The organism is Antiquaquibacter oligotrophicus, from assembly GCF_020535405.1.
In the GTDB taxonomy this organism is placed as follows: domain Bacteria; phylum Actinomycetota; class Actinomycetes; order Actinomycetales; family Microbacteriaceae; genus Rhodoglobus; species Rhodoglobus oligotrophicus.
This window is the reverse complement of the sequence record NZ_CP085036.1, coordinates 2633233-2656101: the sequence shown is the minus strand read 5'-3', so window position 1 is coordinate 2656101 and position 22869 is coordinate 2633233. Positions and strand designations below refer to the sequence as shown.

Here is a 22869-nt window from a genome sequence, read left to right as displayed (position 1 = left end):
TGCGAAGGAGCGCATCATGCAACTCGGAACACGCTGGACCGTGGGCGATCCACCGCCAGCGCGATTGCCTGACACGGTGGTCGAGGCGATTCGGGAGGTCGAGGCGGGCCTTGCCAGCATCGACACCTCCACGTGGAGGTGGACCCTCACGTGGTTGGAGGGGCGACCCGTTGTCGAGCTCGACGACGGCACGAGCATCCGGATCGACAGCGACGGTGGTGTGACGATCGAGGAGCCGCTCGACTAGACGCGGTTCACACGCGCGCGATCAGCTCTCCGTGCGGCATCGCGAGCCACCCGTCCGCGTCGTCGGCCCACTCGCGCCACGCGCGACTGATGAGTTCGAGATCGTCCGGCGTCGCGAAACCCTTGGCGAGGGCATCCGCCGCGAACGCCGACTCGAGCACACGCGCCTCCCACATGCCTCCCCACCACTCCCGGTCCCCGGGGGTCGCGAAGTTCCAGATGCTCGCGCCCGTCGAGATGGTGTCGAAACCCGCAGCGCGCGCCCAGGACAGGAGACGACGGCCCGCGTCGGGTTCGCCACCGTTGGAGCGGTGTACACGGTCGTAGAGGGCGAGCCATGCATCGAGGCCGGGGAGAAGCGGAAACCAGAACGTTCCCGCGTAGTCGACCTCGCGCGCGGCCACGACACCGCCCGGCTTGGTGACCCGGCGCATCTCCCGCAGCACCGCTACGGGATCCGCGACATGCTGGAGCACTTGATGCGCGTGGACGACGTCGAACGTGTCATCCGCGAAGGGGAGTTCGTAGGCGCTGCCCACCACAAATTCCAGGTTGTCGCGAGAGAACTCCCCTACCGCTCGTTCGATTACTTCGGCGGCGGCGTCCAGGCCGACGACCCTTCCGGGGGCGAGGCGATCGGCGAATTCGACCGTGATCGTACCCGGCCCACAGCCTAGATCGAGGAGGGACTGGCCCTGCTCGAGCAGCGGAGAAAGGTACGAGGCGGAGTTGTCGATCGTGCGCCAGGTGTGCGACCTCAACACACTCTCGTGGTGGCCGTGCGTGTACCGTTCGTCGTTCATCAGACTCAGAATAGAGCCGTCCGTTCTGACGCATACGCTGGGTCGGTGACCAACCCTTTCTTCAGCGCGAGCGAGCTGCCCTTCGAACTCCCACCCTTTGCGGACATCCGCGACGAGCACTACCTCGAGGCATTCGAGCGCGGGATGGCCGAGCAACTCGATGAGCTCGAGGCCATTGTTTCTCAGCCAGAACCCGCCTCCTTCGAGAACACGATGATCCCGCTCGAGCGCAGTGGTCAGCTGCTAGAACGGGTAGCCACCGTGTTTTTCGCGCTCGCGTCGGCCGACTCGACCGACTTCATCAACGAACTCGAGGAGGAACTCGCCCCGCGCCTTGCGGACCACGCCGATGCGATCCGACTCGATCCACGACTGTTCGCGCGCATCGAGAGCCTGCACTCGCGTCTCGACGACCTGGCACTCGACGCCGAGTCGAGGTACCTCGTGGAGCGGTATTACATCGAGTTCACCGTTGCCGGAGCGGGGCTCGACGAAGCGGACAAAACTGCCCTGCGCGAGTACAACCAACGGCTCTCTACCCTCAGCACCCGATTCGAGAAGAACCTCCTCGCGGACACCAACGACCTTGCCGTCCACGTGACCGACATCGCAGAACTTGACGGGCTTGGCGCAGGAGAGATCTCGGCCGCAGCCGAGGCAGCACGCGAGCGTGGACTCGACGGCCACCTCGTGACTCTCGTGTTGCCGACCGGGCACCCCTACCTCTCCCGTCTCACACGTCGCGGCGTGCGCGAACGCATCATGACAGCGTCGCGATCACGCGGCTCGCGCGGCGGAGGTTGGGACAACCGCGAACTCGTGCTCGATATTGCACGCGTCAGGGCCGAACGTGCGCGGCTGCTCGGGTTCGACTCGCACGCGGCGTGGGTCATCGCCGACGAAACGGCAAAAACACCCGAGACCGTGTGGGACCTGCTCAGCAGACTCGCGGAACCCGCGGCACGAAACGCACGGGAAGAACAGCGAGACCTCGAAGCCCTCGCCGGGTATCCCGTGGAGGCCCACGACTGGGCTTACCTCAGCGAGAAGGTGCGCTCCGCACGCTTCGAGGTCGACGAGGCGGCCCTCAGCCCCTACTTCGAAGCCGAGCGAGTACTTCGCGACGGTGTGTTTTTTGCCGCGACGGAGCTGTACGGCATCACGTTCACCGAACGAACGGACCTCCCCCTGTACCACCCTGACGTGCGCGCATTCGAGGTGCGCGAGAACGACGGCACGGCGGTCGGCCTGTTCCTGCTCGACCTGTATACGCGCGACAGCAAGCGGGGTGGCGCGTGGATGAACTCCCTGAGCTCCGCGTCACGGCTGCTCGGGCATCCGGCGGTCGTCACAAACACCCTCAACGTTCCGAAGCCCGCCGCGGGCGAGCCGACGCTGTTGACTCTCGACGAAGTCGAAACGCTCTTCCACGAGTTCGGTCATGCGCTGCACGGGCTCTTCGCCCGCGTGGAATACCCGAAGTTCGCCGGCACCAACACCTATCGCGACTTCGTCGAGTTCCCCAGCCAAGTCAACGAAATGTGGATGCTCTGGCCGGAAGTCCTGGAGAACTACGCGATTCACCACGAGACCGGCGAGCGAATGCCACTCGAGGCTCTGCACAAACTCCAAGCTTCCGCGGAGTTCAACCAGGGCTTCTCGACGAGCGAGTACCTCGCCGCGGCAATCCTCGACCAGGCCTGGCATCGTCTCTCCCCCGCCGAGATCGCGGACGTCACAGATGTCGCAGCGTTCGAGAGCGCGGCACTGGCGGATGCCGGACTCGACAACCCCGCCGTGCCGACGCGGTACGGCAGCACCTACTTCGCGCACGTCTTCTCCGGCGGATACGACGCGGGCTACTACTCCTACATCTGGAGCGAGGTGCTCGACGCCGACACCGTGGAATGGTTCCGGGATAACGGTGGACTCACCCTCGAGAACGGCAAACGTTTCCGCGAGCGACTGCTGGCCGTGGGCGGCTCGCGCGATCCGCTCGAGGCGTTCAGGGACTTCCGAGGGCGCGACGCCGACATCGCGCCCCTCCTGCGACGCCGAGCACTGGACTGACTCAGTCCGTCCGCTCGTTCGCGAGAAGCCGTTCGACGACCTCTGCGGGGGTGATGTGCTCCGCGTCCGCCCGCGCTCGCAACCGGGCCGCCAATTCTCCGTCGAACCTGAGCGTGAGCGCACTCGAACCGTCGCGAAGCACCCGACCGAGCACGGGAAGCACGATCGTTCCCAGCACGTCGAGGATGGCGACAACCCCGACCACACGCCAGTAGAGATCTCCATCCCTGCCCGGAATCTCGCCGTCGGAGACGATCGTGAGAGTCACGAGGAGCGCCACGAGGGCGACGGCAACGAGGGTGATGATGAGGCCGACACGGATCACCGTCTGTTGCCGAGAGGCAAGCAGCAGGAGCAGGTTGGCCTGGGCAAGGCTCGCCGCGACGATGGAGAGCACGAGGAAGGCCTTCAGGGTGGTGTCCCAGCCGTCGCTCCAGTTATCCCACGATGCCCAGATCAGCACGAGGCCGAGGATCAGTGCCCCGAACGACGCCGCGATGCCGACGAAGCCGACGAGCCGCAGCGCCCTGCCGACGACAGCAAGGTGGCACAGTGACGTGATGGCGAAACCCGCCGTGAGGAGAGTCGTGAGAAGAACCTTGGCCTGAATCTCGCCGAACTCCCCCGTGAACAACGTCACGATGCCGAGGAGCGCAGCGATCGACAGCGAGACGATCACAAAGACGACTGCCGCCCGCCGCACACCCGTGAGGGTGCCCGAGCGAGGAACCGGATTCTGATTCGTCATGGTGTCAGCCTACGACCGCCCGCAACGTGGCGAGCTTGGTCTGCAGATCCGGCCCTTGTGGCGCGATGATGACCTCGTCGGCTCCCGTCTCCGTCACGAGGGACGCAATGCGACCCTTCACGTGGTCGATGTCGCCAATGGCCTGGTGGGAGTTGCGCTCCCGCACCCACGTACGCTCCTCGTCCGTCCACGGGTAGGACTCAGCCTCCGCGAGTGTGGGGATACGACCGGGTCGCTCCCCCTTGCGCATACGAACAAACAGCAAGCCGTTCGGTAGCGCCAACCGTTCCGCCTCATCGCCAGTCTCGGCGACGAGCCCAGCAACAGCGACCATCGAGTGCGGCTCGCGTAGTACGACGGACGGAGTGAAGTTCTCGCGGTAGATCTCGAACGCCACACGGGTGTGGGCGCCGCCCGCGAAGTGGTGAGCGAAGGCGAAGGGAAGCCCCATCAGCCCCGCAAGGCGAGCGCTGAAGTCGCTCGAGCCGAGAAGCCAGAGCTCGGGAGAATCGCCCAATCCCGGTACCGCGACGATGCGTGAGCCGATGCCGTTGTCGAGCGGAGGGATGGTGCCGAACCACGCGAGAAGTTCAATCACCTGGTTCGGGAAGTCGTCGACGGACTCCTGCGCGGCCCGGCGCAAGACTGCAGCGGTCAGCCCATCGGTTCCCGGAGCGCGACCGAGCCCGAGATCGATGCGATCGCCGTGCAACGCCACGAGGGTGCCGAACTGCTCCGCAATCACGAGTGAGGAATGGTTGGGCAGCATGACGCCCCCCGACCCGACACGAATCGTCGAGGTCGCGTCGGCAATCGCTCCGATGAGCACGGCCGGTGCGGATGACGCGACGGCGGGCATCCCGTGATGCTCAGCCACCCAGATGCGACGGAACCCGAGCCGCTCCGCCTCCTGAGCAGTCGCGATCGTGTCCCTGAGCGCTTGGGTGTGCGACATCCCCTCGTAAACCGAGGCGAGGTCGAGAACAGAAAGGGGAACGGTCATACGAGGGTCAACCCGTGCCCCGCGACGACCATTCCGCTATTTGGCGCTCGGCTCCTCGACGTCCTCCGTCGGGTCGACCACAACGCCGTCGGGATCGATGTCCCCGTCCACATCGCTGATGGGCTCCGGCTTGCGGCGGCGCCATCCCAGCCACAACATCACGATGCCGCCAGCCAGGAGGCCCCAGAACGCCGAGCCGATACCGGCGATGACGATGCCTGAGGCAACAACGAGGAAGGTGATAATCGCGGTGATGCGGTGCTCCGGGTCCTCAAGGGCACCGACCACACTCGAGATGAGCGCACCGAGCACGGCGAGACCGGCAACTGCCGTAATGAGGATCGAGGGTGCCGCATTAACCAGAGCGACCGCCGCACCGGCGCCCAGGCCGAGAGGGATGTAGAGCAAGCCATTGGTGAGGGTCGCGATCCAGCGCTTGGAGCGATCGGGGTGCGATTCATCCCCCGCCATGATGGCCGCGGTGATAGCACCCAGGTTGATGGCGTGGCCGCCGAAGAAGGCCGCACCAGCCGACCCGAGGCCGGTACCCACGAGCGCAAAGCGCGGCGGCACCGTGTAGTCGTTGGCCTTCATGACGGTGAAACCGGGGATGTTCTGACCAGCCATGGTGACGATGAACAGGGGCAAACCGAGACTCAGGATCGTGAAGAGGTCGAATGTCGGCGCGACAAAGGTCAGCTGCGGTGCGATGGATGCTCCGGTGAACCAGTCACTGCCCGCCGAAATGAACACGCACACCACCGCCACAACCATGGCCGCGGGAACCGCCCAGCGCGGTGCGAGCCGGTACAGCACGAGCCAGGTCAGCACGATAGGCCCCGCGAGGAACGGCAGTTCTGCCACGGCCTGGAATGGCGCGAGGCAGATCGGCAGCAGGACACCGGCGAGCATGGCGCTCGCCAGAGGCTTCGGGATGCTCGTGATCGCGCGCCCGAGCCAGGGCCACAGGCCACACAGCACGATGAGGATGGCACTCACGAGGAACGCGCCGACCGCGTTGGAGAACGTGATGCCCTCGCCGGCTGCGGCAAGGAGCACCGCTGCACCCGGCGTCGACCACGCGATGGCGAGCGGGATACGCAGCACGAGTGCACCAACGGTGCTCACTACGGCCGTCGCGAGACAGATCGCGAGGAGGCCGGAGGATGCCTGATCAGGTGTAGCGCCGACCGCGATGAATGCGGCGATAACGAGGGCGAAGGATGATGCGAAGCCGGCGAGTGCAGCGACGAACCCGGCGGAGATCGATTGGAACATTCGGTCAGCTTAGGCTCGTTGCGTCATGCAACAAAACCGCGACACAGTTACGCGGATTTCTCCGCCCGGCGCGCTGCCCGCGGCACAATCGTCGGAGCGGCATTCTCCATCACGGCCGCGCGTGTCACGACAACACGACCGACCTCCTCGTCGGAGGGCACATCGAACATGATCGGCCCGAGCACCTCTTCGAGGATCGCGCGGAGACCACGCGCGCCCGTCTGGCGGAGCACTGCAAGGTCTGCGATGGCCTCGAGTGCGTCTTTCTCGAACTCCAGTTCAACGCCATCGAGTTCGAACATGCGCTGGTACTGACGCACGAGCGCGTTTCGTGGCTTCGTCAGGATCTCCATAAGAGCGACCTGGTCGAGTGGCGTGACCGTGGTGACGACCGGCAGTCGACCGATGAACTCGGGAATCAGGCCGAACTTGTGCAGATCCTCCGGGAGAACCTCACTGAAGAGGTTGATGTCGTCGCCCTTGCTGTGCAGGGGCGCACCGAAACCGATGCCCTTTTTGCCAGCGCGGCTGGAAATGATTTCCTCGAGGCCTGCGAAGGCTCCAGCAACGATGAACAGAACGTTTGTCGTGTCCACCTGGATGAACTCCTGGTGCGGATGCTTACGCCCCCCCTGCGGCGGAACGGATGCCACCGTGCCTTCGAGGATCTTGAGGAGCGCCTGCTGAACGCCCTCACCCGAGACATCCCTCGTGATCGACGGGTTCTCGGCCTTGCGGGCGATCTTGTCTATCTCGTCGATGTAGATGATGCCGGTCTCGGCACGCTTGACGTCGTAGTCCGCCGCCTGAATGAGCTTGAGGAGAATGTTCTCCACGTCTTCACCGACATAACCGGCTTCGGTGAGGGCCGTGGCATCCGCAACCGCGAACGGAACGTTCAGCCGACGCGCGAGGGTCTGCGCCAGATACGTTTTACCGCAGCCCGTCGGCCCGATGAGGAGGATGTTCGACTTCGCGATCTCGACGTCGTCAGCGAGGGTCTCTGCGGCGGTGATCGTCGAACGAGCACGTACACGCTTGTAGTGGTTGTACACGGCGACCGAAAGCGAGCGCTTGGCGTGCTCCTGCCCGATCACGTACTCCTCGAGGAACGCGTAAATCTCGCGCGGCTTGGGAAGGTCGAACTCGCTGACGACCTCTTCGCCCGCCTCGGCGAGCCGCTCCTCGATGATCTCGTTGCACAGCTCGACGCACTCGTCGCAGATGTAGACGCCCGGTCCAGCGATCAGTTGCTGAACCTGCTTCTGGCTCTTTCCGCAGAAGGAACACTTGAGGAGATCAGCGCTTTCCCCGATCCGGGCCATCTGGAATTCCTCTCCCCTGCGGATGCCGTCCTACCGAGCCTAACCCCGAACTGTGACTGTTTCGGGAACCTCGCGGACTTCGTGGAGTACGGCGCGCCGCGTGTGTGGCACTATTGACCCCGCCGCGACGGCTCGAGGAGGTGGCCATGAGAAGAACAGTGACGTTCTCCCTGATTGCTGGCGCGCTCATCGCCTCGTCACTCGTGGTGGCCGCCCCGGCGAACGCGCACGTCATCACGGAGACCGCAACGGCACCCGCCGGCTCGTACTCCGTTGTCACCTTCAGCGTGCTCCACGGATGCGAGAGCGCTGGCACAACCGCGGTGACGATCGAGATGCCGGATGGCGTGCTCGCGGTCACTCCGACCGCCCACTGGAACTGGGTCATCTCCTCCGACGTGGAACCTGCCGAGGTGGAAGGGACGAGCATCACTGAGCGGACCAGTTCGATCACCTACACGGCAGACACCCCTCTCCCCTCAGATCAGCGCGCTTCGTTCGAACTGTGGCTCGGTCTCCCCGACGGCCAGGTTGGAGACGTCGTTGAGTTCGATGCGATCCAGGAATGCGAAGACGGGGCGGTGCAGGAATGGGTGGGCGAAGACGCCCCTCGTGTGACCCTCACCGAAGCTCTCGCGGGAGGCGGTCATGACCACGGTGGCGCCGTCATTCCCCATCAGGCTGGCACACACGACGCTCAGCACACCGAAGCCGAGGCTACGGCAGCGGACCCGCTCTCTCGGCTGCTCGCAGCTGGGGCACTCCTACTCGGCGTCGTCGCCGTTGCGATCGCCATCGCCGGTCGCCAGCGGCGCGAGGATGTCGCGACCGACGAGGTCTCGGACTAGACGATGCGCCCGGATGCCCGCTCCGCCCACGTGACCCGAGCCGATCGTGCCGCTCGCGGGTGGATCGTCGCGGCGTTCGCCACCGTGACCGCCGGAATCTCACACGGACTCGCCGGCGGCACCTTCCCCGGGGCGTTCGGCATCGTCGCCTCGCTCGTCTTGGCGGGTGCTGCGAGCAGTCTCCTCGCCTCGCGTCGACAGTCGCCACTGCGCCTCGCGGCAGCCGTCGCCGTCACGCAGGTCATGTACCACGCGATCTTCAGCGGAATGGGCGACCCAAGCACGCCCGTTCCCGCGGGCATCACGTCACACGATCACGCCGCGGCTCTTCCCGAGGTACTCCACACGCACGGACACTCCGGCGGAATGTGGCTCGCCCACGTGATCGCGGGCCTCATCACTCTCATCGTTCTCCTCCACGCCGATCACGCCGTGTGGACGATCGCCCGCGTTGTGCGTCTCTTCGTCGCGCGGCTGCTCGGCGTGTGGGTCGACGTCTCGCCGCGATTCCCCGCGCGTATGCCCGTCGCTGCGGAACGCGGCATCCGTCGCGCCCTTCTCGTTCTCTTCTCGTCGATGAGGTACAGGGGCCCTCCCGCGGCCCGCTTCGCTGCCTAGCAGCGACTGTTTCCCCTCCAGACCCGACCACGATGTCGGGTTCATCAGCGCGCACTCCCGCGCGCCATCAACGACCAGAAAGATCACACACCCATGAACAAGAACACCATCAGCGCTGCCGCGGTCATCGTCGGCGCGACAGCTCTCGCCCTCTCCGCTCCGCTCAGCGCGAGCGCCCACATCACCGCCAGTGCCACCTCCACGGCAGCTGGCTCCTACAGCGTCATCACCTTCAGCGTTCCGCACGGGTGTGAAGCGTCGCCGACAACCGCCATCACGATCGACATCCCCGAGGACATCCTCTCGGTGACACCGACACGCAACACCTTCTGGACGTTCGACCGCACCATGGTGCCGCTCGACCCGCCCACCGACGATGCGTCCGAACGCACGAGCCAGGTGATCTACACCGCGATCACTCCGCTCCCGAGTGATGCCCGAGACAGCTTCGAGCTCTCCGTCAAGCTCCCCATGGGTGAGGCGGGAGACGTTGTCGAGTTCCCCGTCACGCAGACCTGCGAGGAAGGCCAGGAACTCTGGGTCGGCGAGGACGTTCCCTCGATCACCCTCACGGCAGCCGAGGGAGACGGCCACGGGCACGGCGGTGGTCACGCCGAAGAATCCGAAGCCGAAGCCGAGACCGCGGCCGCGGATGCCGTTCCCGCCAGTTCGACGGAGGCCAGCGGAGACGTGCTTGCCCGGGTCCTCGCAGGCGCCGGGCTTATCGTGGGGGCGGCGGGCCTCGCCTTCGGCATCACGGCTCGCAGGAAGGCAGCGAAGTAGCCCATGACCTGGATCGCGAACAAAAAGACCGCGGCAGCGCTCGCCGTGGGAGCAATCGGCGCTCTCGCCCTCGGAGTTGCGGGCCCCGCGCAGGCGCACAGCTACATCGTTGCCTCCTCCCCCGCGGAAGGGTCGACTATTGCCGAAGTGCCGGAGCAGTTCTCGGTGACGGCCAACGAGTTGCTCCTCGACCTCGCCGGCGACGCGAACGGGTTCGCGATCCAGGTCGTCGACGCCGCAACGCGGTACTACGGCGACGGATGTGTGTCCGTCTCCGGTTCAACGATGTCGATGGGTGCAACCCTCGGAGAGCCAGGCGAATACCGCATGTTCTGGCAGGTGATCTCCGCCGACGGGCACGTCGTCGCCGGCGAAATTCCCTTCGAGTGGGCGCCCGCCGACGGCGCCGTGACCACCCCGGGCCTCGCGGCACCCCCCGTCTGCGGTGAGACCGGTGTGGAGCCGACGCCGACGGCAGAGCCGACAACGCCGGCGGAACCGGATGACGCGACGGAGGAACCAGAACCCGAGGTGACGGCCATCGCCGCACCGGAAGCGGCATCCGATTCCACACCCGTGTTTGTGGGTGTCGGCATCGCGGCCCTAGCGGTCGTGGCGGTCATCGTGATCGCGGTTGTAGCGCGGTCCCGGCGACGGGCGGCCGCGGCATCCGGAGACTCGGACACCGCGGGTGAGTCCATCGCGCCGGAGCGAACCGAGGGGGAAGAATAACGAGCATGATGTCCCAACCGATGTTCATCGCGCTCGCCGTGCTCGCGCTCGCGTCGGCTGTCGCGGTCATCCTGCTGGCCGTCCGCGCCTACCGGCGAATCGGCAAAAACGATGATGACGACAACTGGAACGCACCGCCCAGCTCATAGATACAGAACGGGCCGCCCCCGAAGGAGCGGCCCGTTCTGCTATTGACGATGCTTAGGCGGTCAGTGCCGCCGGCGCGTTCTTACGCGACGTGAGCACCTGGTCGATGAGTCCGTACTCGACGGCCTCGTCGGCGCCCAGGATCTTGTCACGCTCGATGTCCTTGTTCACCTGCTCGATGGTGCGGTTCGAGTGCTTCGCGAGCGTCTCCTCGAGCCACGTGCGCATACGCAGCACCTCGTTGGCCTGGATCTCGATGTCGGATGCCTGTCCACCACCCTGACCCTGGATGGCGGGCTGGTGAATGAGGATTCGCGCATTCGGGAGTGCGAGACGCTTACCCTGTGTGCCACCGGCGGTGATGACCGCCGCAGCGGACGCGGCCTGACCGAGCACCACCGTCTGGATCTGCGGACGGATGTACTGCATGGTGTCGTAGATGGCCGTCATCGCGGTGAACGAGCCACCGGGCGAGTTGATGTACATGACGATGTCGCGGTCCGGATCCTGCGACTCGAGCACGAGCAACTGGGCCATGACGTCGTCGGCCGACGCGTCGTCGACCTGCACACCGAGGAAGATGATGCGGTCCTCGAAGAGCTTCGCGTACGGGTCCTGGCGCTTGTAGCCGTAGGCCGTGCGCTCTTCGAACGAGGGCAGGATGTAGCGCGAGTTCGGCAGGTTGCCTGCCGCTGCGAACGTGGGGGTCTCCATGATGATCTTCCTTACTTGCTCTCGCCCGCAGTGACCTCGGCCACGTCGAGTGCGGTCTCACGGATGTGGTCAACGAAGCCGTACTCGAGGGCCTCCTGAGCGGTGAACCAGCGGTCGCGGTCACCGTCGTCGATGACCTGCTCGACCGACTTGCCGGTCGCGTTGGCGGTGATCTCGGCGAGGCGACGCTTCATGTCGAGGATGAGCTGGGCCTGGGTCTGGATGTCGCTCGCGGTTCCACCGAAACCGCCGTGCGGCTGGTGCAGGAGCACACGCGCGTTGGGCGTGATGAAACGCTTGCCCTTGGTGCCAGCGGTCAGCAGAAGCTGCCCCATGGAGGCTGCCATACCGATACCGACGGTGACGATGTCGTTCGGCACGAACTGCATCGTGTCGTAGATCGCCATACCCGCGGTGATCGAACCACCGGGCGAGTTGATGTAGAGGGAGATGTCGCGCTTCGGGTCCTCAGCCGCGAGGAGCAGAAGCTTCGCTGCGATCTCGTTGGCGTTCTCGTCACGGACTTCCGATCCGAGCCAGATGATGCGGTCCTTCAACAGTCTGTCGAAGACGGATGAGACCAGTGCCGGTTCGGCCATGTGATGCGCTCCATTCAGTTATTACCTGGCAATGAATCTATCGAAGCGCGGGCGAGCATTCTGGGCTGTTCGCCGTGGGCAGAGCGCCGCGTGCCCGGCGTCCTCCCCCGTGAGGTGCCCAGTTCGGTGGGTTGGAAGCCGACCACACCCACCGAACTGGGCACCTCACGAAGTCGGGCGTGGGATAGAGGCGAATGTCGGTGGATGCGGCGAAGATTCTCGTATGGCAGACATCGACATCCGCGAACTCCGGGCATACGAGCCCTACTGCGCCGATTGCGGCGAGTCGGGTCCGATCGAGACGAGCGCCTTCCTCGCTTTCGCGTGGGAGCAGGCACACGACTGCGCTACGGCGGCAGCTGAGGCGGCCAAGGCCTCCTAGCCGAACGTCGCGTCGAGCGCCGCGCTGAGGTCGGCGATGAGGTCGTCGGCATCCTCGAGACCGACCGAGAACCGCAAGTGCCCGTAGGTGCGAAAAACTTCGGGATATCGCGCAACTCGCGGCCCGCTCGTGCCGACATGCACGATGAGCGATTCGTCGTGACCGAGGGACACGGCTGAGGTGATCAGCTTGAGGTTCGAAACGAACCGGTTCTGCGTGTCTGCGTCACCCTCGACGGCGAAGGCCATCATGCCGCCAGCCCCCAGCGGCAGAAGGGTGCCCGCCAAGTCGTGCTGCGGATGCGAGGGCAGACCCGGGTAGGCCACGAACGCGACCCTCGAGTCGGCATCCAGGAACTCCGCGAGGACCTGCGCCGTCGCGACATGCTGACGAATGCGCAGCGGCAACGTGACGGAGCCACGGTTGATCAACCAGGCGTTGAAGGGACTGATCACGCCGCCGGCATCGACCATGGCTTCGTTCTTGATGCGCTGGATCAACTCACGGCTGCCCGCGACCGATCCGCCCATGGCATCCCCGTGACCGTTGATGTACTTGGTCAGGGAGTGGACCACGAGGTCGGCGCCGTGGTCGAGTGGGCGCAGTAGCGGCGGCGGTGCGAAGGTGCCGTCAACCGTGAGGAGCGCCCCAACCCCGTGGGCGAGGTCGGCTAGGGCGCGGATGTCGGCAACCCTCGTTGTGGGATTGGCGATGCTCTCCGTGTGCACGAGCACCGTTGTCGGACGCAGTGCCGCGCGCACTGCATCCAGGTCCGACGTGTCGACGAACGTCGCCTCGATGCCGAACTTCACGGGCAGGAGGTCTGTGAAGAGCTTGTAGATCGCCTCGTAGCCCTGATCGGTGACGACCACGTGATCACCCGCCTTGAGGAAGGTGAAGAAGACGGCGTGCAGGGCGGCGACGCCGCTCGCGAGCGCGACGGCATCCTCGGCTCCCTCGAGGAGGGCGAGTTTCGACTGCAATGCGAGCTGGTTTGTGCCGCTGTTGCGTGTGTAGAGGGGCACGTCGGTGCCCGACCAACTGATGGTCGAGGGGTCGTCGGGCAGTGCGTAGGAGTTCGCGAGCACAATCGGCGTGCGGATAGCCCCCGAACCTTCGTCCACGGTGTTCCCGGCGTGCACCGCCCTGCTGAGTTCGCCAAGGGTGACGGGGTCGTGTTTGTCGGGGCGTGAAACAGTCATGCCCCCACGCTAAGCGAAGCGCGGGGGCATGAGCGGTGACGTTACGCCACGTTAGCTGTGGTCGTGACCGTAGTGCTCGTGGCCGGGCTTACGGCCGTGCGAGTCCTTCATGTTGCCGTTGTCGTGCTGGTGTCCGGGGTCACCGGCGAAGTCCGAGGTCTCGATGAAGGTGTCGTCATCGTTGCTGATGAGTGGTGCGGTGAAGGCCGAAACATCCACCTTCTTGCCCTTCGTGTCGACGACCTTGGCCTTCGACAGAACCGTGGCCAGCGCCTTCGACCGCGCAACCTCGGCGACCATGCTGGGGATCTGGCCGTTCTTGTCGAGCACCTGGATGAACTCACCCGGCTCCATGCCGTACTGGGCTGCCGACTGCACGAGGTAGGTGGTGAGCTCGTTCTGGCCCACCTTGATACCCTCGGCCTCGACGATCGCGTCGAGCAAGATCTGGGTGCGGAACGTCTTCTCGCTGGACTCCTGCACCTCGGCGCGGTGAACGTCGTCCTCGAGGCGGTTCTCGTTCTCGAGGTGACGGTGCACCTCGTCCTCGACCAGCTTCGGCGGAACCGGGATGTCGAGCTGCTCCAGCAGGAGGTCGACGATCTGGTCACGCGCCTGGGCACCCTGACCGAAGGACTTCGACTTCTCCACCTGCTCCTTGATGTCGGCCTTCAGCTCTTTGATGGTGTCGAACTGGCTGGCGATCTGGGCGAAATCGTCGTCGGCCTCCGGCAGCTCGCGCTCCTTGACGGCGAGGAGGTTGACGGTGATGAGGGCCGTCTCGCCCTCGTGGTCTCCGCCGAGGAGGGTCGACTCGAACGTGGTGGTCTCGCCGGCACTCAGACCGTCGAGCGCCTCGTCGATGCCTTCGATGAGCTCACCGGAGCCGACCTCGTAGGAGATGCTCGTGGCCGAGTCCACCTCGTTGTCGCCGATGGATGCCGTGAGGTCGAGCTGCGCGAAGTCACCGCTCTTGGCCGGACGGTCGACGGTGACGAGTGTGCCGAAGCGGCTGCGCAGATTGTCGAGTTCGTCCTTGACGTCGTCAGCGGAAACCTCGATCGGGTCGACCGTGAGGGTCAGCTTGTCGTAGGCGGGAAGCTCGACCTCGGGGCGCACATCCACCTCGATGGTGACAACGAGGTCGCCAGAGAAGTCCTTGATCTCGGGCCACGTGACGATGTCGGCCTGCGGGCGCCCGATGGCCTTGATCTTCTGCTCGGCTGCAGCGTCGCGGTAGAAACGGTCGAGACCGTCGTTGACGGCGTGCTGCAGTACTTCTTCGCGGCCGACACGCTGGTCGATGAGCTGCGGCGGCACCTTGCCCCGGCGGAAGCCGGGGATGTTCACCGACTGCGCGATGTGCTCGTAGGCGTGGTCGATGCTCGGCTTGAGGTCCTCGGGGGTGACGTCGAGGGTGAGCTTGACGCGCGTGGGGCTGAGCGTCTCAACGGTGGTCTTCACGTCGTGGTTCTCCTGTGGTTGGTGTGACGATGTGTCGGGGCGACAGGATTTGAACCTGCGACCTCCCGCTCCCAAAGCGGGCGCTCTACCAAGCTGAGCTACGCCCCGCAGTTGCGCGCCGATCGTCGATCGGTTTTAGGCCTCGGACAGTGTAACGCGCTAGCGCATCCCTCTGCCGAGTCGTCGGATGCCAGGGGCCCGGCATTCTTCCGGTAGAGTGCTACCCGCGCGGTTTAGCCGACGCGGGGATGTAGCTCAATGGTAGAGCCTCAGTCTTCCAAACTGATTACGCGGGTTCGATTCCCGTCATCCCCTCCAGAATGAGGAATGCCCCTGCCGCAGGCGGGGGCATTCCTCATTCTGCAATAGCACTGCGAATCGAATGGGCCCCCGCTGAGCAGTCCGCCGCGCCGCGAAGCGGCGTGGAGGCGGCTCAGTAGGGGATTCCCGTCACAGCACCGGTTTGAGACATCTGATCCGCCATCCGCGGGGCACCGGCGTCGGCCGCCCGTCGGACGTAGGAGAATTGATGTGGAAAATCAAAGTATCCGGCATTGAAGAAAATCTCCCCCCGAGCTACCCGGATCCAACCCCAGAGGGTCTCGCCTTGAAAATCAGAGGGCTCATCGAAGTGAAACGCGAACTCGTCGTCGCGTCCGAACCACGTCACCGTGCCTCGCGCCGTTACAGAGTCGTCCCAATCAATCCGTCCATCCCAATCGGTGTCGAAGCTCCAACCTTCGGTAATGAACTCAGCAGGAAAATTCCAGGCTTCGAACGTTCCATCGGGGCGGATGATTAGCGTCGAGAACTCGTCCGATTCTTCATAGACCCACGTTCCGACCGCACTCTCGAACGTCACCCTGTGCAATGCCAGGCACGCAGAAAGAAGCATGGGCATGACAAGAATCGAGGCTGCAGTCAGCACACGCCTCGTTCGCGTGCGACGCACGTCAGTGATCTGGCGCGCATTACTCATAGGCCAACGCTAACCGGACATACGACTGCCCACGCGCGGATCGCCCGCTTGACGCACGCCCGGGACTTGGCGTTATGGCGCAGTTACTCCGACAGCAACCCGACGCGCTCGACGGACATGCAGAACGGCGTGTCCATACGCGCCTCGGCGCACACGCGCTTGGCGAGAGCCTTCTCGTCGACCTCTTCGGCGGTGGCGTAGCCAACGGCGGTGGGGTTCTCACTCACGACGGCCATGAACTCGGTCCAGCCAGCGCAGGAATCAGTGATCGCGAGGCCGGCGTCGTTGAGGGCCACCGTGTCTTCGGCCGGGACGGCACCGAACGCCGCCATCGCGTCGCGGCATTCGTCGGTGACGGGCGCGGGCGTCTGGAGCGCCGGCGGCACTTCGATCGGGGGTGGCGTGGTACCGCCTCCCATGCCTCCGGCAGTGCAGCCAGCGAGGAGGAGAACTGAAGCGATTCCGAGCAACACCCTTGTCATACGGCGAGGGTATCGCACGGTTCTGTGCGTTCGGAAAACGACCTGGTCGGGTTAGCCGTCGACGCGCTTGAGCACGTGCACGGGGATCACGATGCCAAGCGACGTGATGAGAATCCCGGCGATGAAGAGGACCGACTCGAGACCCTCCACGGTGAATGCCATGCCCATGAGGTAGAGGCCACCGATGAAGAGTGCCAGGGAGACGAGGAACGCGATCATCTTCATACGCTCACTGTACCCGAGCGGATGCCGCGCCCCGTCGTCACCCCATTGGGGGTCTTGGTCTGTACCCCATCGTGTCCTCTACTATGAGGACACCCGACGGCTTACCCGAAGCCGATTGCTTACCCTGCTGTTTACCCGAGGATTCGATCATGCCCGAAAACGAGTCGCTTGCCCCCTTCGGCTGGTACCCGGACCCCGCCGGTTCCGGCCTTCTGCGGTGGTGGAACGGAACCGTGTGGACGGAGCGCGTCGAGCGCCCGCGCCCCGAGGTTCAGACCGCGTTCGGCTACTCGACTAGCAGGCTCGCTTCCTAGCCCTGTCTCGCCGTGCTACTCCTGGCGTTGAAGCCAGGCGAGCACGGCGAGCACACGGCGGTGGTCTGTGCCCGAGTCATCCAGCCCCAGCTTCTGGAAGATGGATGTCACGTTCTTCTCCACGGCGCCTGTGCCGATGACGAGCGCCGAGGCGATCGCGGAGTTGGTGCGACCCTCCGCCATGAGCGCCATGACTTCGCGTTCGCGAGGTGTGAGTGTGCTGAGCGGGTTGTGGCGTCTGCCCAGGAGCTGGGCAACAACTTCGGGGTCGAGCACGGTGCCGCCGGCTGCGATGCGCTGCACGGCATCCTTGAGTTCGCTCAGTGAGGCGACGCGGTCTTTGAGCAGGTAGCCCACTCCCCCTTCGCCCGCGGAGAGCAACTCTTGCGCGTATGCGACTTCCACGTATTGCGAGAGCAGCAGGATGCCCACCCGCGGCATCTCTGCCCGCGCTCGGATCGCGGCCCGCACCCCTTCGTCGCGGAAGGTTGGCGGCATCCGAACGTCGAGAACAACGAGATCGGGCGTGGTTGCTCCAAGCTCCGCGAGGAGATCGTCAGCGTTTCCGTAGGAAGCGACAACGTCGAACCCTGCCTCGTCGAGCACACGGACGAGCCCCTCGCGAAGCAGCACTGAATCATCAGCGACAACAACTCGGGTGCTCATGCGTCAAGGGTAGGTGAGCGGGAGGCGGGCGGAGACGGTGGTCGGCCCGCCAACGGGACTATCAACGCTCAGCACTCCCCCGATGCCGCGCAGTCGCTCATGGAGTCCGGCCAGCCCGTGGTCGTCGACGAGGGTCGCGCCGCCGGATCCATCGTCGGAGATGTCGACCGTCAGCCAGGCCCCGTCCACTCCGACACGGACTCGCGCCTCGGATGCCCCGGCGTGTTTGGCTGCGTTGGTGAGAGCTTCCGCGGCAACGAAGTAGGCGGTGCGCTCGATCTCCTGCGGAATCACGAGGTCATCCGGGAGTTCGTTCGTGACCTGAGCCGCAATCGGACCTCGTATTGCTACGGATTCGATCGCTGCGACGAGGCCACGGTCGAGGAGGATCGGCGGAGCGAATCCTCGCGAGAGCGCGCGAAGCTCCTCCAGTGCGTCCTTCGACTGACGCATGGCGTCGGCGAGGAGACTCTTGGTTTTCTCCGGGTCGGTGTCGAGCTGGCGCTCGGCGGCGGCGATGTCCATCTGCAACCGCACCAGGCGCTGCTGGGGTCCGTCATGGATGTCGCGCTCGAGCCTGCGCAGCGACTGGCCCTCCGCAGAGACGGCGGCACCACGCTCCTGGCTGAGAGTCACCACTTCACGCTGGAGCGCGTCACTACGGAAGGCACCGAGCATCCCGCGTGCCACAACCCAGTGCAGTGTCGTGAGCCCGCGTGTGACGAAGGGCAACGTCGCCAGGAAGATGACTCCAAAGATGAACTGGAGAATCGAGTCGGCGATCGCCGGGTTGGCGACCTCACCGCCGAAACGCTCGACTATCCACTGAACGAGGAAGAAGTCCCGATCGCTGTCGGGGATGAACCCATCCCAGAACCAGTAGCTGATGCCGCCGAGTCCTACGGCAAGCCAGGTGACGGTGATCGACCACGTGATGGTGGCGATAAAGAACTCGACGACCATGACGTGGAGCAGGTAAAGCCAGTAGTGCCCGTTGCCAAGGGTCGCACGGACCCAGCCGACGAAGCCCGACGCTGCCCGGGCATCCTGCCATTCGGGTTTCTCGATTGCCGGACGCCCGGCGAATCGGAGGAGGGCGAGGCTCGCCGTGCCGAATCCCCGCGCCACGTACAGAGCGCCGACGATAAACAGGATCCCGATGAGGATCGCGAGCATGCCGGCTCCGGCCGAGAACAGGCCGATGGTCACGCCGAAGCCCACGAGCGCGAGCGGGAAGGCGACAAGAAGATAGGCGACTTCGCGCGGCACGGAGCGCCAGCGCTCGCCGTAGCTGGGCCGCACCGGCGTGGGAGCGGTCGCGGTGGCGACGGCGGAAGGGGTGGAGGTCATGGTGATCCTTTCGATTCTCCCAGCCTCGTCGGGTGCCGAGTCCCCGGTAATGCGGCTGCCACACGATTTCGCCGTGGGGTTATCCCCCGCCGTTCCTACCCCAATACCACAGGGTTAGCGTTGCCTCAGCTTGCTTGCGGAATGCGCCACCGTGCGTAGCGTTGTAGTACGTACAGAACGCGTAAGGGAGTCACACCATGGCCGAAACCAAGACAGTTCCCCAGTCCACGAGCGACCCGGATGTCGCGAGCGGAGTCGCGCAGTTCCTCGGGCCGGTAGTGACCGACCTCACGGCGCTCTCCATCGACGGCAAGCAGGCGCACTGGCACGTGCGCGGCGCGAACTTCCAGGCGGTCCACGAGCTTCTCGATGTTGTGGTTGACCACGCTCGCGAGTACGCGGACACGGCTGCTGAACGTGTCGTCGCTCTCGGCCTCCCGATCGACGCCCGCACCCAGACCGTAGGCGCCAAGGCGACAACCCCAACGATGACGGCCGGCTTCCAGCAGTCAGACGCCGTGATCACCGAGGTGATCGCTGCGATCGACGCGACCCTCGTGACCGTCCGCACCGCCGTCACGGAACTCGGCGAACTCGACCCCGTCAGCCAGGACGTGGTGATCGAAATCGCGCGCGGTCTCGAGAAGGACCGCTGGTTCCTTTTCGCGCACCTCGCCGGCTAAGACCTCACACGAAGCCCCGCGTCGCCCCGATTGGGGGATGACGCGGGGCTTTGTCGTCTCGCCATACTGTGGCTGAACCGTTGAGCAAGGGGGCACCAATGGCGGCACATGACATTCCGGACACTCCAGAGATCCGGGCGACCATGGAGAAGAGTCAGGCCGAGGGGATGACGGCACTGGGGCTTTCCTCGTCCGTCGTCGAACCGTGGGAGGACGGCTACCGCGCTGCTGCCGCTGAGGACTCCACCTTCGAGTGGTGGTATTTCGACTGTCAGTTCGACGACGGCTCGACGCTCGTGGTCACGTTTTCGAACAAGCCACACACCGACCCGTCGGGCCCACTCGTGCCGACGGTGCTCGTCATCCGTCAGCTGCCCGACGGCACGCGCCGACACCTCGAGCCGACGTTCGCTCCCGGTGACTTCACCGCTTCGACGGACACCTGCGATGTGCGCATCGGGCCGAACACGGTCCGTGGCGACCTCACCACCTACGACCTCCATCTCGAGGTCGAGGATCTCGTCGCGGATGTCACGATCACCCGCGCCGCGCCGTCATGGCGACCCGGTGCCGGCATCAACTTCTTCGACTCGGCGAGGAGCCACTATCTGGCCTGGGTCGTCCCCGTTCCGTACGGCACGGTCACGGCGGCCATCACGGAGGCTGGAGCAACAACCCAGTTGACAGGCAGCGCCTACCACGACCACAACTGGGGCAACCACCTCATGGGGTCCTTCCTCGACCACTGGTACTGGGGCAGGGCCCATGTCGGCGACTACACGATCGTGTACGTGCGTATGACGACGAAGGGCTTCATGGGGTTCGGGGAGATCAACATCCCGACCTTCTATCTCGCGAAGGGGCAGACGCTCGTCACGGATGACCTACTCCCGCTCCGCCTCGTCACGAGCGGCGACGTGCCGGGCCCCGGCCACCAGACCTACCCGACTCGCATGGAGTGGAGTTGGCACACCGATCGCGGTTCGATCACCATGACGGCAACGAACCCGAAGCTCATCGAGTCCCTCGACATGGCGGTACCCCGTCACGGCATTTCGAAACTTGTGCACGCCGGCGAGCACCCCATGTACTACGACTTCAACGCCGACCTCGAGTTGGACATCCGTCTGGATGACCTGACGGATCACGTGGTCGGGCGCACCCTCTACGAGAAGATGATGTTCCGCTAGAGAGCGTCGTGGGTGATGCGGCCGCCCAGCATCGTGAGGGCGACAGGCATGTCGACCAGGTGGGCGCCCTGCGCGTCGAACGGGTCCGCTTCGACCGCGACGAGGTCGGCGGGCTCCCCTACAGCCACCGAGGTTCGTGTGGAAGCATCCAATGCCTCCTGCGGTGTGACGCTCTGCTCCGGATGCCACGGTTCGCGCCCCCAGCGTGTGCGGGTCACCGCAGCCGAGATCCCGAGCCACGGGTCGAGCGGGGCAACCGGGGCATCCGATCCGAACCTCAGGCGTGCCCCGGAATCGAGAAGACTCCGGAACGCGTAAAGACCCGCGGTGCGCCCCTCCCACACGGTATCGGCGAGGTCGCGGTCGTCCATGGCGTGCTCGGGTTGCACACTCGCGGCAACACCCAACTGTGCGAATCTCGGCACGTCGACGGAACGGAGGAGCTGCGCGTGCTCGATACGACCGCTCGCTCCGGTGGACTCGAAGGCGTCGAGTGCGACGGTGTTGGCGCGGTCACCGATCGCATGGATCCACGAATCGATGCCCGCGCCTTTCGCGCGGGACATGATCTCGCGAAGGTCGCTCGGTTCGACGGTGAGCATGCCGGTACCGCCGTCCGGATAGGCGCCATAGGTGTACGCCGTTCGTGTGCCGAGCGAACCGTCGGTCAGCACCTTGCACCCGCCGACGGTGAGCAACTCGTCCAAAACAAGCCCCGTGCTGAGTCCCTCATCGATGGCCCGATCGAGGTGCTGCGGGTAGACGGCGAACTGAACCCGCAGCGTGTCGTGACCGGCGCCGATGCGCCTCTCCCACGTGTCCCGGCTCCACGACATCTCCAGATCAGCGATCCCCACCACACCGCGCGCCGCCGCCCCCTGCGCGGCAGCACGGGCCCACGAATCGAGGGTCGCGTCGTCGACCTCGGCGATGCGGCGGGTTACGTCGAACGCCGCATCTTCCCGGAGCAGCCCGGTGGCGTGATCGGCGAGACCGAACTGGCGGAGCGCGGCAGAGTTGAGCCACACCGCGTGCAAGTCAGCACTGACCAACACCACAGGCACGGGCCCCGCAGCGGCGTCGAGGAGAGCTGCGGTGGGGGCATCCGGCCACAGTCCGTCCCGGAAGCCGGCGCCGACGAGCATGTCGCGACCCACGGCGCCGCGCACGATCTCGGCAGCCTCTCGCGCGGACGTGGCTCCCGAGAGATCGAGCCGGTTCGCCGTGAGCGCCCATTGGGTGAAGTGCACATGCTCGTCCCACAGCCCAGGAAGCAGCCACCTCCCGTCGAGGTCGATGTCGCCGCGGCCGATGGGGCCGATCTCGACGATACGACCCGCCTCGATTCTGACGTCGACGTCCCGGTCGCCGAGGCGCGCGTTACCGAGGAGCATCGGCGCTCACTCGGCTCATCTCGTGGGCGAGAGCAGGATTGGCGTACGTCTCCCCCGCCTGCAACTCCGCGATGATGCGCTCACGAACGAGCGGCGGTTTGTTCTGGCTGAGTTTGAGTCGTGCATCGAATCGGGTCACACGAAGGCGGATACCCACGGTGCCCTTGGCGATCCGTCGAGAGGATGCCTCGTCGAGCTGCAGGCTGCGAGGCTCGGGCATCGGCTCCTCGAAGTGGTCGACGAGCTCCCCCAGCACTCGGAAGTTCTCCTCTTCCGAGAGGATCTCGGGCACACCGTAGAGGTGAGCGGTGACGTGATTCCACGTCGGGACGATGTCACCCTCCTCGTACCAGCCGGGCGAAATGTAACCGTGGGGACCCTGGATGATGACGAGCAGCTCGCGCTCGCCGAGCTCGTGGAGTTTCTCGTCGGGGCGCCCGACATGACTGACGATAACGATGTCCGACTCGTGCTCCTCGAGCAGAACCGGGTAGTGGCTCGCGACGAGCCCGGCGCTTGTCGCGGAAACGATCGTGGCCCACGGGTTCTCGCGAATGAGCCGCTTGACCTCATCGGGGTCGGTGGTGATGTAACCCGGAGTGTGTCGCATGCTGCCAGCATCCC

27 protein-coding genes and 2 tRNA genes are annotated in these 22869 nt (G+C 65.2%); 12 read left to right on the top strand and 17 right to left on the bottom strand.

Translation table 11 applies throughout. The features are described from left to right. The first annotated feature begins 16 nt into the window (after positions 1-16). A complete protein-coding gene (locus LH407_RS13015) occupies positions 17-247 on the top strand; it encodes a hypothetical protein (RefSeq protein WP_322133558.1) in 231 nt (76 codons plus the stop codon). A 7-nt stretch (positions 248-254) separates the two neighbouring features. Here LH407_RS13015 and LH407_RS13010 read toward each other — a convergent pair whose 3' ends face one another. After that, positions 255-1049: a methyltransferase domain-containing protein gene (locus tag LH407_RS13010; protein ID WP_322133559.1), complete on the bottom strand. Its 795-nt coding sequence runs from the start codon at positions 1047-1049 to the stop codon at positions 255-257. Positions 1050-1094: 45 nt separating this feature from the next. Between LH407_RS13010 and LH407_RS13005 the strand changes: the two genes are divergently transcribed. Beyond that, the gene (locus tag LH407_RS13005) at positions 1095-3119 is read left to right on the top strand and encodes a M3 family metallopeptidase (RefSeq protein WP_322133560.1); all 2025 of its coding nucleotides are present in this window, start codon (positions 1095-1097) and stop codon (positions 3117-3119) included. Position 3120: 1 nt separating this feature from the next. On the opposite strand, the gene LH407_RS13000 is transcribed toward LH407_RS13005, so the two are convergent. Genes LH407_RS13000 through clpX form a run of 4 tightly spaced genes read right to left on the bottom strand, consistent with a single transcriptional unit; the run spans position 3121 to position 7473 of the window. Beyond that, entirely contained in the window at positions 3121-3867 is a 747-nt protein-coding gene (locus tag LH407_RS13000) for a hypothetical protein (RefSeq protein ID WP_322133561.1), read from the bottom strand. A gap of 4 nt (positions 3868-3871) precedes the next feature. Then, complete coding sequence (locus LH407_RS12995) at positions 3872-4870, bottom strand: LLM class flavin-dependent oxidoreductase (RefSeq protein ID WP_322133562.1); 999 nt, start codon at positions 4868-4870, stop codon at positions 3872-3874. A gap of 36 nt (positions 4871-4906) precedes the next feature. Next, positions 4907-6148: a benzoate/H(+) symporter BenE family transporter gene (locus LH407_RS12990; RefSeq protein WP_322133563.1), complete on the bottom strand. Its 1242-nt coding sequence runs from the start codon at positions 6146-6148 to the stop codon at positions 4907-4909. A 47-nt stretch (positions 6149-6195) separates the two neighbouring features. Next, positions 6196-7473, bottom strand: coding sequence for an ATP-dependent Clp protease ATP-binding subunit ClpX (clpX, locus tag LH407_RS12985; protein WP_322133564.1), 1278 nt, complete (start codon positions 7471-7473; stop codon positions 6196-6198). A gap of 146 nt (positions 7474-7619) precedes the next feature. Here clpX and LH407_RS12980 point away from each other — a divergent pair, with 146 nt between their 5' ends. From LH407_RS12980 to LH407_RS12960, 5 genes are all read left to right on the top strand, one after another. Further along, positions 7620-8321, top strand: coding sequence for a YcnI family copper-binding membrane protein (locus LH407_RS12980; RefSeq protein ID WP_322133565.1), 702 nt, complete (start codon positions 7620-7622; stop codon positions 8319-8321). A 3-nt stretch (positions 8322-8324) separates the two neighbouring features. Continuing rightward, on the top strand, positions 8325-8939 hold the full coding sequence (locus LH407_RS12975) for a hypothetical protein (protein WP_322133566.1): 615 nt from the start codon (positions 8325-8327) through the stop codon (positions 8937-8939). Between the two features lie 93 nt (positions 8940-9032). Beyond that, positions 9033-9722, top strand: coding sequence for a YcnI family copper-binding membrane protein (locus LH407_RS12970; protein ID WP_322133567.1), 690 nt, complete (start codon positions 9033-9035; stop codon positions 9720-9722). Positions 9723-9725: 3 nt separating this feature from the next. After that, a complete protein-coding gene (locus tag LH407_RS12965) occupies positions 9726-10454 on the top strand; it encodes a copper resistance CopC family protein (RefSeq protein WP_322133568.1) in 729 nt (242 codons plus the stop codon). A 5-nt stretch (positions 10455-10459) separates the two neighbouring features. Beyond that, positions 10460-10603: a hypothetical protein gene (locus LH407_RS12960; RefSeq protein ID WP_322133569.1), complete on the top strand. Its 144-nt coding sequence runs from the start codon at positions 10460-10462 to the stop codon at positions 10601-10603. A gap of 52 nt (positions 10604-10655) precedes the next feature. Here the strand turns inward: LH407_RS12960 and LH407_RS12955 are convergent, their stop codons facing one another. Then, complete coding sequence (locus tag LH407_RS12955; RefSeq protein ID WP_322133570.1) at positions 10656-11315, bottom strand: ATP-dependent Clp protease proteolytic subunit; 660 nt, start codon at positions 11313-11315, stop codon at positions 10656-10658. Positions 11316-11326: 11 nt separating this feature from the next. Continuing rightward, positions 11327-11914 carry an ATP-dependent Clp protease proteolytic subunit gene (locus tag LH407_RS12950; protein WP_322133571.1) on the bottom strand — a complete coding sequence of 196 codons (588 nt, stop codon included), beginning with the start codon at positions 11912-11914 and terminating at the stop codon, positions 11327-11329. A gap of 223 nt (positions 11915-12137) precedes the next feature. Between LH407_RS12950 and LH407_RS12945 the strand changes: the two genes are divergently transcribed. After that, entirely contained in the window at positions 12138-12296 is a 159-nt protein-coding gene (locus LH407_RS12945) for a hypothetical protein (RefSeq protein ID WP_322133572.1), read from the top strand. Here LH407_RS12945 and LH407_RS12940 read toward each other — a convergent pair. The 3 genes from LH407_RS12940 to LH407_RS12930 form a co-directional block, all read right to left on the bottom strand. Next, complete coding sequence (locus LH407_RS12940; RefSeq protein ID WP_322133573.1) at positions 12293-13498, bottom strand: trans-sulfuration enzyme family protein; 1206 nt, start codon at positions 13496-13498, stop codon at positions 12293-12295. The two genes, LH407_RS12945 and LH407_RS12940, sit on opposite strands and share 4 nt — an antisense overlap. Before the next feature lie 51 nt (positions 13499-13549). After that, the gene (gene tig / locus LH407_RS12935) at positions 13550-14962 is read right to left on the bottom strand and encodes a trigger factor (protein WP_322133574.1); all 1413 of its coding nucleotides are present in this window, start codon (positions 14960-14962) and stop codon (positions 13550-13552) included. Positions 14963-14996: 34 nt separating this feature from the next. Continuing rightward, positions 14997-15070 (bottom strand) — tRNA-Pro (locus LH407_RS12930). Positions 15071-15206: 136 nt separating this feature from the next. Here LH407_RS12930 and LH407_RS12925 point away from each other — a divergent pair. Next, positions 15207-15280, top strand: a tRNA-Gly gene (locus LH407_RS12925). A gap of 115 nt (positions 15281-15395) precedes the next feature. Here LH407_RS12925 and LH407_RS12920 read toward each other — a convergent pair. The 3 genes from LH407_RS12920 to LH407_RS12910 all read right to left on the bottom strand — a co-directional run bounded on the left by LH407_RS12920 (position 15396) and on the right by LH407_RS12910 (position 16648). Further along, the gene (locus LH407_RS12920) at positions 15396-15941 is read right to left on the bottom strand and encodes a hypothetical protein (RefSeq protein WP_322133575.1); all 546 of its coding nucleotides are present in this window, start codon (positions 15939-15941) and stop codon (positions 15396-15398) included. An 83-nt stretch (positions 15942-16024) separates the two neighbouring features. Further along, positions 16025-16423 carry a hypothetical protein gene (locus tag LH407_RS12915; protein WP_322133576.1) on the bottom strand — a complete coding sequence of 133 codons (399 nt, stop codon included), beginning with the start codon at positions 16421-16423 and terminating at the stop codon, positions 16025-16027. Positions 16424-16474: 51 nt separating this feature from the next. Beyond that, positions 16475-16648 (bottom strand): hypothetical protein, encoded by a 174-nt coding sequence (locus LH407_RS12910; protein ID WP_322133577.1) that lies wholly within the window; start codon positions 16646-16648, stop codon positions 16475-16477. Between the two features lie 149 nt (positions 16649-16797). Here LH407_RS12910 and LH407_RS12905 point away from each other — a divergent pair, with 149 nt between their 5' ends. Beyond that, positions 16798-16962: a DUF2510 domain-containing protein gene (locus tag LH407_RS12905; protein ID WP_322133578.1), complete on the top strand. Its 165-nt coding sequence runs from the start codon at positions 16798-16800 to the stop codon at positions 16960-16962. Positions 16963-16977: 15 nt separating this feature from the next. Here the strand turns inward: LH407_RS12905 and LH407_RS12900 are convergent, their stop codons facing one another. Continuing rightward, complete coding sequence (locus tag LH407_RS12900; RefSeq protein WP_322133579.1) at positions 16978-17628, bottom strand: response regulator transcription factor; 651 nt, start codon at positions 17626-17628, stop codon at positions 16978-16980. Between the two features lie 3 nt (positions 17629-17631). Further along, positions 17632-18978: a sensor histidine kinase gene (locus LH407_RS12895; protein ID WP_322133580.1), complete on the bottom strand. Its 1347-nt coding sequence runs from the start codon at positions 18976-18978 to the stop codon at positions 17632-17634. A gap of 197 nt (positions 18979-19175) precedes the next feature. On the opposite strand from LH407_RS12895, the gene LH407_RS12890 reads away from it, so the two are divergent. Continuing rightward, positions 19176-19661, top strand: a complete 486-nt coding sequence (locus LH407_RS12890; RefSeq protein ID WP_322133581.1) for a Dps family protein — start codon at positions 19176-19178, stop codon at positions 19659-19661. A 98-nt stretch (positions 19662-19759) separates the two neighbouring features. Then, positions 19760-20851, top strand: a complete 1092-nt coding sequence (locus LH407_RS12885; RefSeq protein WP_322133582.1) for a hypothetical protein — start codon at positions 19760-19762, stop codon at positions 20849-20851. Here LH407_RS12885 and LH407_RS12880 read toward each other — a convergent pair. Both LH407_RS12880 and LH407_RS12875 read right to left on the bottom strand, forming a co-directional pair. Continuing rightward, entirely contained in the window at positions 20848-22245 is a 1398-nt protein-coding gene (locus tag LH407_RS12880; RefSeq protein WP_322133583.1) for an amidohydrolase, read from the bottom strand. The two genes, LH407_RS12885 and LH407_RS12880, sit on opposite strands and share 4 nt — an antisense overlap. Next, on the bottom strand, positions 22232-22855 hold the full coding sequence (locus LH407_RS12875) for an FMN-binding negative transcriptional regulator (protein ID WP_322133584.1): 624 nt from the start codon (positions 22853-22855) through the stop codon (positions 22232-22234). The genes LH407_RS12880 and LH407_RS12875 overlap by 14 nt, the downstream gene beginning before the upstream one ends. Positions 22856-22869: the final 14 nt, after the last annotated feature.